Here is a 17,433-nt window from a genome sequence, read left to right as displayed (position 1 = left end):
CTTAGACGATAATATATTTGGTGGTTTGTGTCTAACCAGCTCTTCCCTTTATAACATAGTGCTGTTCCTTCAATTGTATAAATTACATGTTCCCTTTCTTTTTAATATAATTGAAATACATACAGCATTGAGACACCCCAACAATATGTACTTTATATACATTAATCATAATGAGAATATAATTTTTTGAACTTTAAATTCCATCTACGAGGATTATTATGATAAAATGAGTATTAAGGAGGCTGCCCATGAAATCAATACTACATTATTATAAACATTCCAAATCGAGACAATTTGTTTTAGATGGTGTCATAATAGGAATCATATCAGGTTTTTGTTCGGTTTTATACCGGTATATACTACATATTATCGCTAACTTTAGGGGATCTATCTTCCAGGAATTAAACCCACTTAAAATTACCCTTTGGTTTGCTTTTCTATTTATTGCAGGATTAATAGTTCACTACTTAATTGAATTTGAACCGATGAGTAGCGGAAGCGGTATTCCCCAAATACAAGGCGAAATGCTGGGGGTCTTCGATACCGATTCTAAAAGGATAATCTTTGCAAAATTCCTAGGTGGTAGTCTTGCAAGCTTAGCAGGTCTTTCTCTGGGAAGAGAAGGTCCATCGATCCAAATAGGTGCTAATGCTGCAAAAGTTTGGGCAAAGTATAGAAAAAAGACCGTTTCGGAAACTAATCTACTGATGTCGGCAGGAGCAAGTGCAGGACTTTCTGCAGCCTTCAATGCCCCTATTTCAGGAGTAATCTTTGTCCTTGAAGAACTACATAAAACATACTCGAGTTTTATATTGATACCGGCACTAATAGCTGCAATCGTCGCTGACTTTGTATCGAAAAATATCTTTGGATTGGCTCCAGCCTTTGCCTTGTCAATCTCTGAAGTTTTAAAGCTTGGTTCTTATTATCATTTAATCCTACTTGCAGTACTGTGTTCCATTACCGGAATACTATTTAACAAATCAATCTTAAAAGCTCAAGATTTATACAAAAAAATAAAACTTCCAAGACCAATAGTTTTAATCCTTGTATTTATCATTACCGGCTTGGTAGGATTTTTGATGATCGATATAACAGGTGGAGGACATCCTTTAATCGAGAGCTTATTAGAGTCCAACAAGGCACTTCACTTACTAATACTATTATTAGTAGGAAAAACCTTATTTACTGCATTTTCCTATGGAAGTAAAACTCAAGGAGGTATCTTCTTGCCTGTTTTAGTTCTGGGTGCACTAATCGGAAACATTTACTTTAAAATTTGGAGTACTATGGGTTTATTATCATATCCCCATCTTCCCAACTTTATTATCCTGGGGATGGCGGGAGTATTAACAGCCGTTATAAGATCGCCGATACTTTCTATATTGCTGGTAACAGAAATGACGGGAAGTTTCAGCCATTTGCTTAGCTTATCAATAGTTTCAATCATATCGTATCTGATTTCCAACCAACTGAAATCAGAGCCGATTTACGAATCTCTGCTGCATCGAATGATACAGTCGTTTAAACCTGAAATATTGAAGCAAGGCCAAGACAGTAAAACTCTCTACACCATCACAGTCCCTACTGCCTCGAGGATGGCAGGGAAAAAGATTATGGATTTAGCAATACCCCAAGGCGTTCTAATCCTTACCATAGAAAGACATAAAAAAGAACTGATCCCCCGTGGAGATACCATTATAAAGGCCGGAGACACTCTTCATATAACAACTTCCGTCGATAGATTGTCTGACTGTAAAAAGTACTTCAATGAAAATCTGAGTGATTAATTTTTAAAAGTTTGGAACTAAGGATAATTAGTGGTGAAGAATTGGGAATGGATGCTAAATATAAGAGGAGTTAGATAATTGTGAGAGATTAGGGATAAGTTTGAAATATAGCAGTAGAATTCTTCGAATTCTTTTATATGTATGTCTCTCCCTCAGTCAACCAAGTTGACGGCTCCCTTCCCAACCTAACCAATTGAGATGCTCTTCGAAATTAAGGTAGGTTTCATGCAAAGAATTCCCAAGAACGAAGTGATTGGCTAGAATTCGACTGCCAAAAGATGGAGCCATAAAACAGAAAAGTTTAAAGCTTTTATATACGAATAGTCATACAATTGTCGGTGTGGAAGTAATAGTCCTTGAAAGCCTCCCTCTGACGAGGGAGGTGGGTCGCCTAAGCGACTCGGAGGGAGAGAAAACCCTAGGCTGCAATTACTTAAGCCATATTGTAATATCTCTGATTGATAGTGTAAAATAGAAATTAATAAACAAAGAAGCAAACCACCTTGGTTTACTTCTTTCTTTATCAATCATACTTACATGGTTTTATTATAATAAACTTTCGTTATAGCCATTACAAATGCAACAAAGAGAGTCGAGCCAAGTAGAGTGAAGAAAGCCATCTTGTCTATTCCTGAAGCTACTAGCATCGCAACCGTTAGACCAATTAGTATTATTAATACTCCCGTTGCCCCGGCTTTTGCCTTTACAGCTATGTTTCTTTCATCATGCTCTTCAATATACAACTTCTTTAATTCAGCTTCATTTTTCAAAGCCTTAACTCTTTTACAAACATAAAACAAAGCAACTATTACTAAACCCGACAAAAAACCCGCGATAAAATCCGGCGTCATTGAATTTGGAAAACTTGGTGCAATCCTTCTCGATAAGAGTATCAATAGTGGTTGAAGACCAAAAAACACTACCGCCAATCTAATTTCTTTTCTTATTTTTTCTCTAAATTTTTCCATTATATTTCCTCCAAATCTGAAAAATCGAAAACTTCCTCTATAGTCTTTCCAAAAAACTTCGCAATCTTATACGCAAGAGGTAAAGAAGCAGTATATTTTTCAGTCTCTATAGATGTTATCGTCTGTCTCGTAACTCCCACTTCCATCGCAAGCTCTTCCTGCGACATTTTCCTCTCTTTTCTCAATTCAGGTATTATAGTCTTCAATTACATACCTCCTTCACGTTTATGCATAGTTCGCTTTACATTTATAGTATAGTACGCTTTGCATTTATTGTCAAGTATACTTTGCAAAGTTTCGAAAATTTTCAACATAAAAATAAGCATGACTCACTTTATATGCTTTATGAAATACGAAGAGCGAGACGTTTTTAAATGCCGTCTCGCTCAATAGATGCTTTTTTTAATATACTATCTGATTATTTTTATTCTGTCTTCAACTTTTGCACTAATTGGGATTTCAGAATGGAAGAATTCATCGACCACATCCCTTGTACTTAAGGAGAGTACTTTTGGAGGTTTGTACTTGTTTAATTCTTCCGGTTTCAAGCCAAATATTGATTCGAGCAAATTAAAGTGGAAGTCGTTTATCCCCACACTGTAGACTCTCTCATCTCTTAGAGGTTTTCGATTGAAGATAAACTCGCTTAGCTCTCTTTTTTCTACATCATAAACCACATGAACATGGCGACTTAGTTGATAGAATTCTCTGGTATTTCCATCGATGTAGTTGTTAAAAAAGGTCTCTATCATTTTCTTTAATCTGGCACCATCTATCCATAATCCATAGACTTTATTATCATATGGATATACTTCCCTTAAATCTTTAAGTGTTACTATTTCACCGAGTTTCTCACCTCTTACAGAACCGGATCCAAGGAGGAAAATATCTACTCCTAATGACAACCAGAAAATATCGGAAATCATATTTCCCAGTTCTGTCTCCTGGTATCTATCTAGATGATAGTAGGTCTTATCCAGTCTTCTCAATACCCTGTTGTATTTCCCTTCAACTTTTTCAATATACGAATCCAAAACTTTATCCAGTTCCCTGTCTCTCGGGCAATGAGTGCTATCTATAGGTACCAGATTCCATTCATAAGAGTGAATACTGTTCGTATCCTTGTCTATAGTAAGGTCGAATTGACCTATAAAATCACTCCCGACTCCCGCCTGAGCAATTAGTATACCATTGACTTCATCAGGTTTTTCCAAAAAAGTATGCGAATGTCCTCCTATTATTAAATCGACACCTAGATCAGGATTCAGGATTTTTGCCAGTTCACAGTCTTTATCATGCCCAATATGCGTAAGTAGCACAGTCAAATCAATATCTATAGTCTTATAGCTGTTAATTATATACTCTATAGCATGTGCAGCTTCATCTATATCTACAAATGTAGCCAGTAGATTGTCTACAGCATTATCTATAACTTCATTTGTAACTATTCCTATTAGAAGTACTTTTATACCGCCAATATCTATAATTATATGCGATTGTAATAGTCTCGTCCCCGTAACCTTTATATAGAGATTGGCATTAATAATCGGGAATCTTGCACATTTTTCTAAAAATAACAAATGGGCAAGTCCATAGTCGATTTCGTGGTTTCCTAAAGAGGTAACATCAGGTTTTAATAGATTTATTATATCGATGGTCGAGATTCCTTTGTATTCATTATCGATAATCGAACCTTGAAGCATGTCTCCTGATATTACATAGAGAACATTTTCTTTCTCTTTTCTAACGTTTTTTATATAACCTGAGAGCATAGATACTCCACCTACCAGAGCATGTTCCTGGTCCTCTACAAAAAAGTCACCATGTATATCATTGGAATGTAGAATCGTTAGTTTTTGTAAATCCATTTCACTACCTCCTTAATTTAATACATAATCCTGAATTTATGGAATAGATACCAATAAGTGATTCATATTCCTTACGCTAGCTTTAACATTTTATCTATTTAATACATTATACCATTAAATTATACTTTATATAATACCTAATATCACTCCTAAAAATATTTTGATAAACCAAAACTCAATCTAATTTACTTATTCATCATGAATAATGGGTATATATATAATTGCAAGCAAATAGGTAATGTAAACTTAAAATGAAAGAATAGAAAAAACAATAGAATATATTCACAAAAGTACGAATAATTATAATAATGATGAGATTATTTACTCAACTAAAGCCTAACTTATTTGAGTAAAAAATCAAGCAGCTATCAAATATTTGTGTTGCTCAGCCTCAGAGATATCAAGACCAGCTACTTTAGCAGGAGTCATATCGTTTAAAGAACTATGAGGTCTAATAAAATTATAGTAGAAAACAAACATGGAAATAATATTGTTAGCATCTTCAAAGCTTTCAAAACCACGCTTTGTTTTATACCAAGACTTAAACTGAGAGTGAAAAGATTCAATTAGATTATTTGAAATATCGTCGTGAAAACTTTCAACTCTAATATGTTCTTGGTCTGGGAAATAGACCTCAATTGGTTTTAAATAGGCACTGTAGCGATCAGTGACCAAAGAGTTAGGACAACCATGTTCTTTTGCAGAATTAATCAACTCAAAAGCAGAATCAGAATTTCTGTGAGGAGATAGGTTAAAATCTACGATAAACCTGGTTTCAGAATCTTCAACAAACCAAATATATGATTTAATCCCAGCAACTTTGACTACGGTTTCATCCAAATGCCACTCATCAGAATTTAGATCTAGATAAGACTTAAAATAATCTGAAATTTCTTTAAAGGCAGGAGCAAACCCCGATACCCAGCTATGGATAGTAGTGTGACTAACTGACACATTAAACAGGGTTTTCATCAAAAAAGCACACTCTCTAAGAGAGTTTTTACCGATGAAGTAAAGGTGCATGGCTTTTAAAACTATATTAACAGGAAATCTGAGTCCTTTAAAATGGTCTTTACCGGTAAGGTTGGAAGAGGAGCAAGAATCAATAGGCATGGCTTTAGAAACCTTAAAAGAGTGATTACAAGACTTATCACAACACCTAAGATTGCTATAGTAAGTAAAGTCATGATGAAGAAAAGTAGCCTTACCACAAACAGTACAAGGCTGATATTTTCTTGAAGGTAGCTTACCTATTATGGTATTTGGATTATTAGGTGCAAACTGTCTATTACATGATCGGCAAAGATATTTTTGATATCCACGAGAATCAAAGCCGTAACGATAAAAAGACGAGTTATTGTTGCATCTTGGGCAGATAAGTGATACATTATTATTCATAAGAGTTCATTCCTTTCTTGGGAGTACTGGTTTTGTGGATAAAACTATTGTATCACAAGGGGGCTGGACTCTTATTCTTTTTTAAGTTTACGGACCGAGCAAATAATTATGGAGGTAAGTATGGATTATAATATTTTGATTGGTGGCGCTGCCGGCCAAGGCATGGACAGCGTGTCTCATGCTCTAACAAAAGTCCTTCAAAAGAACGGGCTTTATGTCTATTCTACAGCAGATTATTTGTCCCGAGTTCGTGGAGGACATAATTTTTACCAAGTACGTTTTGCAGACCATCCGATATACTGTTCAAAGAAAGAGCTCGATATTATTTTCGCTCTGAATGAAGAAACTCTAGAAAAACATCTCCCCCGATTAAAAAAAGACGGTATAAGTTTCTGTGATTCTTCAATTGAATCTTTTCCGGAAACTAAAAAATATGATTTAATCAAGAAGGCTAAGGATTTAGGAAACGAAAGAGTAATCACTTCAATTGGATTAGCTATGATTATGAGACATCTCGGTTTAAAGCTTGAAACAGCCGAAGAAGTAATCGGCGAGATATTACGAAGTGAACATGTCGAAATGAATATAGAAGCACTTAGATACGGTTATGATTTGATTGACGGAGGAAGTGAGTATGATGCCTTGAAGTCCGATACCATTCTCATAGACGGAAACTCTGCAATCGGATATGGGGCCGTTGCCGCAGGCTGTAAATTCTACTGCGGATACCCAATGACTCCTTCCTCAGGTGTCTTAGGTTTCATGGAAGCAGCTTCGGAAGAGATGGAAATCGCTGTTGATCAAGTAGAAGATGAAGTAGCTGCTCTAAATATGGCACTCGGAGCATCTTATGCCGGTGTTCGTGCGATGACCGGATCATCGGGTGGTGGATTTGCTCTAATGCAAGAGGCAATGAGTCTTGCAGGCATGATAGAAGCGCCCATAGTCGTGGTAGATGTACAAAGACCTGCGCCTGCTACAGGTCTCCCAACATATACGGAACAAGCCGACCTTCGATTTATAATACATTCAGGACATGGCGAATTCCCTAAGAAAGTTATTGCTATTAGGAATGCTGAAGACGGCTTTTATCAAACAGTGAGAGCTTTTGATATTGCAGAAAAATACCAAATTCCTGTCGTAATCCTTTCAGATCAATACCTTGCGGATTCGAATGTGAATATAGAACCCTTTGATTTACAATCTATTGAAATAAACAGATACCTGGCTAACCCCAATGATTACGAACCCGGAACATATAAGAGATTTGAAATAACTGAAGATGGTCTCAGTCCTAGACTAATTCCGGGAAGAGCAAATGGAAATATAGTTATAGTCGACTCCGATGAACATGACGAAATGGGAAGAATAGAAGAAAGTGCAGAAAACAGAAAATCCATGATGGATAAGAGATTTAGAAGAGCAGAAAACTTAATATCTGAATCAGAAGATCCCTGGGAAATTGGTGCCGACGACTTTGACATACTCGTCGTTGGTTGGGGATCAACATATGGAATCCTGAAGGAAGCAATAGAAGCTTTAAATGAAGACGGTCATAAAATAAAAGGCCTTTCATATGCAGATGTCTTTCCATTAAAAACTGATAAACTACTCGAATATTACGAGAAGGCAAAATCATTTATAGTAGTAGAACAAAATATGGGTGGGCAATTTGAAGGACTTATACGACAAGAGGCCTTGATTAAATCCGACCATCTAATAACGAAATACGATGGTAGAGCTTTCTACCTGGAAGAATTAATAGAAGAATTAAAGGAGGTATTATAAATGATAGACTATAAACTATCCGCCGAAACTGCTTGGTGCCCAGGTTGCGGGAACCCTGCCATAAGGAGTGCACTTAAAATGGCCTTAGATGAACTGCAAATACCTCCTGATGAGATAGTTATGGTCTCAGGAATCGGACAAGCAGCTAAGATGCCACAATATATAGACTTGAATTCATTCACCGGTCTTCATGGAAGAAGTCTACCGGCTGCCATCGGTATCAAAATGGCTAATCACAAACTCCATATAATAGCAGAAAGTGGAGATGGAGATAACTACGGCGAAGGTGGAAATCATCTAATGCATGCCATAAGAAGAAATATAAATCTGGCGCATTTTGTTCATGACAATCAAGTGTATGGCTTAACTAAAGGTCAAGCCTCACCGACCACAATAACCGGTCAAGTCCAAACCTACTCTTCCGAAGGAGTCAGAAACACCGAGTTAAAACCACTGGCACTTGCACTGACACTTGGAGCAGGCTTTGTTGCCAGAGGCTTTTCAGGAGATATAAAGCAGCTAAAAGAAATAATGAAAGCAGCCATCCTCTACGATGGTTACGCCCTAGTTGATATACTTCAGCCATGTATAGTCTGGAACAAGGTAAACACCTTTGCTTGGTATAAAAGCATGGTAAGACCTCTCCCGGAAGACTATGATTCGACAGATTGGAAAGCCGCATTTGATAAAGCACTGGAATGGGATGACGGCATTCCGACAGGAATCCTGTATAATGTTCCTACAATCTCCTATACAGAAAGATTCTCTTTCCTGCAAAGTGACAAACCTCCACTAGTAGACGCAAAATTGAACCCTATGGATGCAAAAAAACTGATGGATAAAATGAGATAAAAGAAGGTTGTATCAGAAGACAAATCTGATACAACCTTTTTAGCTTTTGGCAGTGGATTTTCGTCTATTACTTCGCTTGGGATACCGGATGTAGCGACGAAAAAATATCGCTTTTGATATTTCTCTCCCTCCGAGTCGCTTAGGCGACCCACCTCCCTCGTCAGATGGAGGCTCTCAAAACTAATCGCTCACAACCGACAACTGTTCAACTTATCCGGTGAGAGACATACTACAAAGGAATTCGAAGAATTCTACTGATATATTTTAAGTCTATTCCAAATCCTTACCAGTATCCAACTCGCAATAAAGACTATGAAAGAGGTAGAGGAAGTGCCCCCACTTCCACGATTGTTTCCAAAACCAATTTAATTATATACATTATCAATCAGAGATATTACAATATGGCTTAAATAATTGCAGTCTAGGGTTTTCTCTCCCTCCGAGTCGCTTAGGCGACCCACCTCACAGTTTTAGATGTGAGAAGTTAGAAGTTTGAAGTTAGACTTTAGAAGTAGCGACAAAAAGATGTCGCTTTTTGTATTTCTCTCCCTCCGAATTTGCTTCGCAAATCCACCTCCCTCGTCAGATGGAGGCTATCAAAACTCACAACTGCTCAACTCCCCGCCTCAAAACATTTTAATTCGATTCAGGCATCCATTCTGCTAATTTTTCGAACAGTATTCTATCACTTTCAGCCTTCGCCTCAACATTTGCTGCGTATTCTCCACCCATCATAAGGTTTTGAACTACAGGTGGACCATAAAATATATGACCTGCTTTTTCAAATATTTTGACTTCTATTTGACCTCCGTAGTTTTTCTCTATGGTTTCTGCCATCTCGGCAGATGGCCACATTTGGTCTTGTCCTCCTGCAAAGACAAGAGCATTTGCTTTTGAATTCTCCACTTTTATACGTGCACCTTCACTGTGATTTTTATCGTCAATTAAAGCCTTATACGTTGGGTAATAATGCATCGGTTTTCCCAATAACATATCTGTAAATATTTTCATTCCAAGTTTTCCGTCAATATTATAAAAATTCAGAAATTCGAGTTCACTGCCTCCCAAAGTCCATGAGGAGTGGGCTGTTCTGTCTTTAAACGACAAGCCTTGGAACACATATGCAGATGGTGCATATAGGATTATATTGTCTATTTTGTCCGCGTATTTTGTGCTTAAGAGTAGAGCATAGTCAGCACCTTTAGATCCTCCCAAGATTGTTAATGGTCTTGGGCTCTTAGCTGTTTTTTCTATTTCCGAGCTTACCTTCTCAAAGTTTTCTAGCGGTACATTTATAAGTTCTTCCGGTAGTCCTTCGGCATTAAAGTAGTACATCGCAAATACTTCATAGCCTTTTTGGGCTATATCTGCTGCATAGTTAAAATTAGTACTCCCTTCACTACCTCCATAGGTAAGGACAACACCACTATGCTTAATCTCATCAGGTACTAAATGGTAACCCTTTAAACTATCTCCGTTTACATCTGACACTTTTACACCCGGGATATTTAACTTGCTTGCATCCTTTAAATCCTCTTCGCTGTAAAATCTTTCTAACTTATAGTTTGGATCAAGTTTGGCTAACTTTTCGGTTTGCTTCTGGTTGTAAAACCTGATTCCGAAAACTATTACGACAATCCCTAAAATAATTAGTAGAAAATACTTTAGTATCTTTAGAATAACCTTCATTTTATTCTCCTCCTTTACAGTTTTTAACAAATATTATGAAACTTCACAATTTTTTATACTCTCACTTAATGCTACTTCGTGATTTTAAAGATATTCACAATATTATTATACTATATTTACAGGTAAACATACTTTGATTTATAAATAAATATTTACTTTAATTTGTAAACTAGCTAGGATATAAATTTTCGAATATCTTAAAGACAATTTATACAAGACTAAATGCGTAATAAAAATAAAGAACGGAATGCAAACTCTTATGCCGAGTTAATATTCCGTTCTTTTAAACATATTTAATTTTTTCTCATTTTACTAACTCACTATCATTAAGCTGTTTCGTGGAAGGTTCTGCTTATAACTTCCAACTGCTGCTCTTTACTTAATCTATGGAAATGAACTGCATATCCTGATACTCTAATTGTTAGATTAGGATATTTTTCCGGATTTAGCATTGCATCTTTTAAAAGCTCTCTGTCAAGCACATTTACATTTAAATGGAAAGCTTTTTGGTTAAAATATCCGTCCATAATACCAACAAGATTATTTATTCTATCTTCCTCTCTCTTACCAAGAGTATCCGGAACTATTGTAAAGGTATTTGATATTCCGTCTTGGCAGGTACATTCATAAGGAATTTTAGCTACCGAGTTTAATGAAGCAAGAGCTCCCTTAGTATCTCTTCCATGCATTGGATTTGCACCAGGCGCAAAAGGTTCTCCTATTTTTCTACCATCAGGAGTGTTTCCGGTTTTCTTTCCATAAACTACATTTGAAGTAATAGTAAGTATGGATAGAGTATGTTCAGCTCCTCTATAGGTCGGAGTCTCTTTTAGATAGTCTAAGAACTTAGAAACAGCAGCAATCGCCATATCGTCAGCTCTATTATCGTCATTTCCGTATTTTGGAAAATCTCCTTCTACTTCAAAATCTATCGCAATTCCGTTCTCATCTCTTATTGGGCGAACTTTAGCGTATTTTATAGCGGAAAGTGAATCTGCAACTATGGAAATTCCTGCAACTCCAAATGCCATAAATCTATGAACAACAGTATCCTGTAATGCCATCTGTCCTCTTTCATATGCGTATTTATCATGCATATAATGTATGGTATTCATGGTATTTACATAGAGTTTGGAAAGTTTTCTAAGCACCTTCTTATAATTATCTAAAACACTTTCAAATTCTAAAATTTCATCTTTAATAGGCTCTATACCTTCAAGAACACGAATTGGATTACCGTTTTTATCTTTCTTAACCTCATCAACTCCACCATTTATCGCATAGAGTAGTGCCTTTGCAATATTAGCTCTAGCTCCAAAGAATTGCATTTGTTTTCCGATTTTCATAGCAGACACGCAGCAGGCAATTCCGTAATCATCGCCATATACAGGTCTCATTATATCGTCATTCTCATACTGAATAGCTCCTGTTTTAATACTCATGGTCGAACAGTATTTTTTAAACGCAACAGGAAGTGAATTACTCCAAAGAACTGTCATATTTGGCTCAGGAGCCGGTCCAAGATTTGTGAGTGAATGTAAGAAACGATAAGCTGTTTTAGTGACCATAGTTCTTCCATCTACGCCCATACCACCAATTGACTCGGTTACCCAAGTCGGATCCCCTCCAAAGAGTTCATCGTACTCCGGAGTTCTAAGGTGTCTAGCCATTCTAAGTTTAATAATCAATTGATCTACTAATTCCTGAGCTCCTACTTCATCCAGTAATCCTCTCTTGATATCCCTTTCGATATAGATGTCTATAAAAGCCGTATTTCTACCGATACTCATAGCTGCACCATTATTTTCTTTTATAGCTGCAAGGTAACCGAAGTATAAGAATTGAACAGCCTCCAACGCATTCTCTGCAGGTTTTGATATATCAAAACCATAAGATGAAGCCATTTCACATATATCATCGAGTGCTCTTATCTGCTCTGATACTTCCTCTCTGAGTCTTATGACATCTTCTAATGCATCTCCGTCGATTTCATTTAAATCCCTTTGTTTTTCGGCTTTTAAAGCGTCTATTCCGTATAGGGCAATCCTTCTATAGTCGCCGATAATCCTTCCCCTACCGTAAGCATCCGGTAATCCGGTCAAAAGTCCGACAGTTCTGGCTTTACGCATATCCTGAGTATATGCATCGAAAACCCCTTGATTATGAGTTTTTCTAAATTCATTGAAATACCTTTCCATATCGGCATCAACTTCATAACCGTATGCATTCAAAGATGATTGAACCATCCTGTATCCTCCATATGGATTTATAATCCTCTTTAATGGAGCATCGGTTTGAAGTCCGAAGATAACTTCATTTTCCGGATCAATATAACCCGGTCCGAAATTATTTATTCCTGAAAAAGTCCCTGTCTCAATTTTTACAGTCTTACTGCTTATCTCTTCATTTATCATCTCTTCAACCTTATTCCAAAGCGATTGAGTCTTTTCCGATTTACCGACTAAAAAGGACTCGTCTCCCTCGTATGGAACATAGTTTTTAACGATAAAATCTCTAACATCTATCTGACTACACCAATTACCACTTACAAATCCATCCCATTGTTTCATAAATTTCCTCCTATAATTCATTTATATTTAAGATATACAATCCTTTATTTTTAATCTTGTACATATTATATGACTAAAAATGAATTATTTCCGTGAGGTCAATCACATAGTGATTATTTTTTTAATAAAAAAAAGCTGAAACTTATATTATTTCAACTTTTCTTCTTAAATGTTCATTTAATGTGATTTAAATCATACTTAATTAAAAATCAAAGAGTCCCAGTATAGTCTCATAGTTATCTTCTATAAGGAATAATAACAATGTGATGCTAATCATATCCGCAGAGCCACCGGCAGATATGCCAAAATTCACGCAAAAATCTTCAAGTTCATTCAAGGCTTTACGATTGTTCAAAGTAGCTTTAAGTTTATCCTTATATTTCAAGTATACGTCGAGCCCTGCTCTATGAATTATATTGGTATCTTCAGTTTCATAAGCAATGGCTAAAAAAGTCTCATCCAAATCTTCTGTAGCTCTAAACTGAGCAATATACTTCAAAAAGGCATTTTTATATCCTGACACAGCCTCTCCTCTGGCTCCTTTGATTCCATGCAAATTGTAAACCCTTAAACCATTTGTGTCAGTGTTTTTAAAATCATCTAAACTATCAATTGCAAGTTTCGCTATTTCCTCACTAAGTTCATCAAAAGAACCTGAGCAGATAAGTCCTCCAAATATTAATAGAAATGCAAATATTATACCCTTATGAGTATTTATTCCTGACGTAGCTCTAAACATTTTTTTCTCAAGTTCCAAACCAAAAGCTCTAAGCGTTTTAAAAGATTCCGTATCCGCTTTACTTATTTTATTAAGTCCTTTTGAAACCGCTTTTATGCTTTCAAAAAATGTATACATGTCCATGTCGCTATGACATCCATTGGTCCTTGGGATCACAGTTCCGAGTGAGACACTTCTCATCAGTTCATTAAGTAGCGAAAACTCTGCTATCCTGAGTATCTCATCATCGGACTTCAATATATAGTCTAATACGGTCTTTCTGTAGAACTCAACTATATCTTCCTTAGTATGTGACATAGCTCTGGAGCAGATAACCGAATCATTATCGCAAATAAAGCACTTCCTGCGAGGTAGCCCAAATCCCTCTCTGGATATCTGGTTCGCATCTGTATCATAAACATCTATGTCGATTAACCTTCCCAAATCGTGAAATGTTTCAATTTCAATAGATTTTGATTTTATGTCTGAAGCAGATCCATCAACCCTCAAATAAAAGACCAGTCCTTCTGCCTCAAACTCATGATCCTTTTCAATAATATCTAATACTTTGCTTAATTCCTCATATATTTTATAAGATGCATAATTCGAATAGATATTCCTCTTTTCAGCTCCTGGAAAATTTGGTTTAATACAAACCATTGGTTTTCTATATTTTCCTATACAGCTTTTTATGAACTTCTCTCTTCTTTCCCTTAATTCCGGTATATTCATTGTTAAATTCCCTTCAAATACTCATAGGTAGTCTTTGGTACATAACTTGTGATTTCTTCGATTCTACCTTCTTTTAAAAGTCTTCTGACAATTGAAGCACTTATTACGGTATCACTACTCTTTAGTCTTTCAACGACTTCCACCTCGCACTCAGGAGGAAGGGTATTTGTTAGTACTTCATTGTAAATAGCAGTACTTACATCTATAGGCTCAGATCCAAGAAATCTAACCCCAATATTAAATCTAGGCACAAAGAACCTCTTAAAAACACCTGCATCTATCTTTGCATGTTCAGAACTGATCAATTCCTTTTCTTTTATAAAATAAGACGGGAAAGTAGCTTGAGAAATTATCAAATCCGTACTTGGTATTACTTGGACATTTTTAAAGTCTGTACATCCTCTCTTGACCATCTCGAATCTGTCTTTGAAAGAAAATGTAGAAGCATCATTTTGAACGACGAAAACAAGCAATTTATCTACTTTGGACGAAGCCACCTCAACCAGATACCTATGTCCATTAGTAAATGGATTTGCATTCATGACTATTGCTCCCACTCTCTCATCAGAGACAGTTTCAATACATAGCTCATCGAGCATTTTATCAACCCCATGATCACTACGCATTAAAAGTGAGCTGACCTTTGTATGAGCTAATTCGTCAAATCCAAAACTTTTAAAAATCATCGAATATTCTCTTTTAGTAAATACATATAGTGAATCCAATCCGTATTTATAGCTCTCTGTAACAAGCGATGACAGTATCAAATCAAAAAAGCCTTCGCTTCTATAATCATCTAGAACGGCGAAACCCTTTAGTACATTCCCGCTCCTGCCTCCGGTTGCATACCATTTATCATTTGAATCGAGCACGACATAAAGGGAGTCTAATGGTTCATAGCTAAGCTCAAAATCAGCTAAAAATTTTATCAATCTGTCCTTCACACTTTTATTTTCCGCATTCAATCTAACGCAAGTATACATAATGCCCTCCGTTTTTATCTCTTGTTTTCATTGTAATATATAACATGCTTCATTGCAAAGGCTATAATTTATAATAAGGCTTACTAAAAAATTAAAAACTAGTAGAAATTTCAAACTAAAAAACCAATCAAACTGATTGGTTTCCTCTAATTATAGAAATTGTAGATAATGGCCTAATAGTCCAGCTATAATTACCGCAGTTCCATATACAACCCACATTTTAACATTTTTAACATTCATAAGACCTTGATGGTCATAATCCTTTCTATTGTCACTCAGAGCTCCTCCTATCATTCGTATTATTAACAACTGAGGAGCTAGCATCAAGAAGAACATAAGATTTATAACACCAAGTCTATTCAATATAAATAATAATACAATACTGGTGATTGTCTGCAGATCAATTTGTTTTATAAACTTCATACTTTTTACCCCTTTATTATGATTTATTGAATTAAAACTTGTATTCAGTATATCATATTACAATACCAGGTTTTAGGATTTAATAAATAAACTTAAATCTTGTTGTTTAATATGAATCATGTCCGAGTTTGTGTGTATTTAGGAATATACTTATATATTCTTCTTTTCAGAAGCTTTCCTTAATAAACTAGCATCATTGATTTCATAATCGTATTTACTATTAATTATATTTTTACATTGGTAAGCAATAGTCATATTTGCCGTTATTATTAATAAACTGATTACAACAAATAATAATTTAGTAATGCTCCTTCTGGATAAAGTCTATATAATGGTGTAAATTAGTTTTACAAAAAAATATGAACCATCCCCAACCTTTTGGTATAATAGTTTCACCACAAAACTAACCAGGAGGTAAAAGAGATGGTCTGGCTATATTTTACACTAGATTCAGAAATAATTAAAGGTTTATTTTCAGCTTCAGCTAAAGAAAATGCTATTGCAAAACTCTTAGAATCAATTTTAAACCAAGTTTTAGAGGCTCAAGTTACTGAGGCAATCGGAGCTAAGCCTTATGAACGTACTGAAGAACGTACATGTTACAGGAACGGTTCTAGAGTTAGACAAATTAAAACTCGTGTAGGAACGTTAGAATTGCTAGTACCAAGAGTTAGGGGTGGTGAGTTTTCTCCTGATTTATTCAATCGATATCAACGAAATGAACAAGCTTTTGTACTGGCTATGATGGAGATGGTAATCCAGGGTGTCTCCACAAGAAAAGTAACAAAAATCACCGAAGAATTATGTGGAACATCATTTTCAAAATCAACAGTATCAAACCTCTGTTCAAACTTGGATCCTTTAGTTGATGAGTTTCGAAACAGACCATTAGAGTCACAATATCCTTTTATCGTAGTTGATGCTATGTATTTAAAATCAAGAGATGCAGGAAAAGTTAGAAGCAAAGCTCTAATGATTGAGTAGAGTTCGCTCTGACGGTATCCGTGAAATTCTTGGTTTTATGTGTGGTGATAGTGAGACTGAACTAGGATGGAGAAACTTCTTTTCATCATTAAAGGATAGAGGATTATCAAATGTTGATATAGTTGTTAGTGATTCACATAAAGGCTTAAAATCTGCAATCCTTAAAGAGTTTCAAGGCAGCTCATGGCAGAGGTGTCAAACACATTTTAGTAGAAACATACTTGATGTATGTCCTACTAGACTACAGCCTGAGATAAAAAATCGATTAAGAGAGCTTTATGATGCGCCAACTACAGAAGTTGCCAGAACAGTATTAAATGATATCCTTGATGAATACTCAAATACTGCACCAAAGGCTATGGAATTACTAGATGCTGGTTTTGACGACATAACCCAAGTATTAAATATTCCAATAAAGTATCGAAAAAGATTAAGGACATCAAATATCATTGAACGTCTAAATCAAGAGATTCGTCGTAGAGAACGAGTAATACGAATATTCCCAAACGATGAATCCATGAACCGTTTAATTGGAGCAATATTAATTGATTTAGATGAGAAATGGAGTAGCGGGAGAATATGGTTGGATATGCATGAATACCATGAATCCAAGCAAGATCAAGCCGAGCTTCAACAAGTTGAACCTACAAAGGTAGTTGCATAAGTCTGA

12 protein-coding genes and 1 pseudogene are annotated in these 17,433 nt (G+C 35.8%); 4 read left to right on the top strand and 9 right to left on the bottom strand.

The genetic code is table 11. The annotated features are described in order from the left end of the window. Positions 1–248: 248 nt before the first annotated feature. A complete protein-coding gene (locus VZL98_01110) occupies positions 249–1,790 on the top strand; it encodes a ClC family H(+)/Cl(-) exchange transporter (GenBank protein WVH63584.1) in 1,542 nt (513 codons plus the stop codon). Positions 1,791–2,323: 533 nt separating this feature from the next. On the opposite strand, the gene VZL98_01105 is transcribed toward VZL98_01110, so the two are convergent. From VZL98_01105 to VZL98_01090, 4 genes are all read right to left on the bottom strand, one after another. Next, positions 2,324–2,758: a hypothetical protein gene (locus tag VZL98_01105; GenBank protein ID WVH63583.1), complete on the bottom strand. Its 435-nt coding sequence runs from the start codon at positions 2,756–2,758 to the stop codon at positions 2,324–2,326. Continuing rightward, a complete protein-coding gene (locus tag VZL98_01100; GenBank protein ID WVH63582.1) occupies positions 2,758–2,964 on the bottom strand; it encodes a helix-turn-helix transcriptional regulator in 207 nt (68 codons plus the stop codon). Before VZL98_01100 ends, VZL98_01105 begins: the two co-directional genes overlap by 1 nt. A 204-nt stretch (positions 2,965–3,168) precedes the next feature. Next, on the bottom strand, positions 3,169–4,626 hold the full coding sequence (locus tag VZL98_01095; protein WVH63581.1) for a bifunctional UDP-sugar hydrolase/5'-nucleotidase: 1,458 nt from the start codon (positions 4,624–4,626) through the stop codon (positions 3,169–3,171). A gap of 357 nt (positions 4,627–4,983) precedes the next feature. After that, entirely contained in the window at positions 4,984–6,024 is a 1,041-nt protein-coding gene (locus tag VZL98_01090; protein ID WVH63580.1) for an IS6 family transposase, read from the bottom strand. A gap of 120 nt (positions 6,025–6,144) precedes the next feature. On the opposite strand from VZL98_01090, the gene VZL98_01085 reads away from it, so the two are divergent. After that, on the top strand, positions 6,145–7,812 hold the full coding sequence (locus VZL98_01085; protein ID WVH63579.1) for a 2-oxoacid:acceptor oxidoreductase subunit alpha: 1,668 nt from the start codon (positions 6,145–6,147) through the stop codon (positions 7,810–7,812). Next, positions 7,813–8,664, top strand: coding sequence for a 2-oxoacid:ferredoxin oxidoreductase subunit beta (locus VZL98_01080; protein ID WVH63578.1), 852 nt, complete (start codon positions 7,813–7,815; stop codon positions 8,662–8,664). Positions 8,665–9,300: 636 nt separating this feature from the next. Here VZL98_01080 and VZL98_01075 read toward each other — a convergent pair. The 5 genes from VZL98_01075 to VZL98_01055 all read right to left on the bottom strand — a co-directional run bounded on the left by VZL98_01075 (position 9,301) and on the right by VZL98_01055 (position 15,779). Beyond that, positions 9,301–10,353, bottom strand: coding sequence for an acyl-CoA thioester hydrolase/BAAT C-terminal domain-containing protein (locus VZL98_01075; protein ID WVH63577.1), 1,053 nt, complete (start codon positions 10,351–10,353; stop codon positions 9,301–9,303). Positions 10,354–10,679: 326 nt separating this feature from the next. Further along, positions 10,680–12,923: a formate C-acetyltransferase gene (gene pflB, locus VZL98_01070; protein ID WVH63576.1), complete on the bottom strand. Its 2,244-nt coding sequence runs from the start codon at positions 12,921–12,923 to the stop codon at positions 10,680–10,682. A 202-nt stretch (positions 12,924–13,125) separates the two neighbouring features. Beyond that, the gene (gene citX, locus VZL98_01065; GenBank protein WVH63575.1) at positions 13,126–14,373 is read right to left on the bottom strand and encodes a citrate lyase holo-[acyl-carrier protein] synthase; all 1,248 of its coding nucleotides are present in this window, start codon (positions 14,371–14,373) and stop codon (positions 13,126–13,128) included. 2 nt (positions 14,374–14,375) lie between these two features. After that, the gene (citC, locus tag VZL98_01060; protein ID WVH63574.1) at positions 14,376–15,356 is read right to left on the bottom strand and encodes a [citrate (pro-3S)-lyase] ligase; all 981 of its coding nucleotides are present in this window, start codon (positions 15,354–15,356) and stop codon (positions 14,376–14,378) included. 150 nt (positions 15,357–15,506) lie between these two features. After that, positions 15,507–15,779 carry a hypothetical protein gene (locus tag VZL98_01055; GenBank protein WVH63573.1) on the bottom strand — a complete coding sequence of 91 codons (273 nt, stop codon included), beginning with the start codon at positions 15,777–15,779 and terminating at the stop codon, positions 15,507–15,509. 423 nt (positions 15,780–16,202) lie between these two features. Here VZL98_01055 and VZL98_01050 point away from each other — a divergent pair. Next, positions 16,203–17,427: pseudogene (locus VZL98_01050) on the top strand (IS256 family transposase). Positions 17,428–17,433 lie beyond the last annotated feature (6 nt).

The sequence above is a fragment of the Peptoniphilaceae bacterium AMB_02 genome (genome assembly GCA_036321625.1).
In the GTDB taxonomy this organism is placed as follows: domain Bacteria; phylum Bacillota; class Clostridia; order Tissierellales; family Peptoniphilaceae; genus Microaceticoccus; species Microaceticoccus formicicus.
Note: the sequence above shows the minus strand (reverse complement) of the source record. Positions and strands in the feature narration are given on the sequence as shown.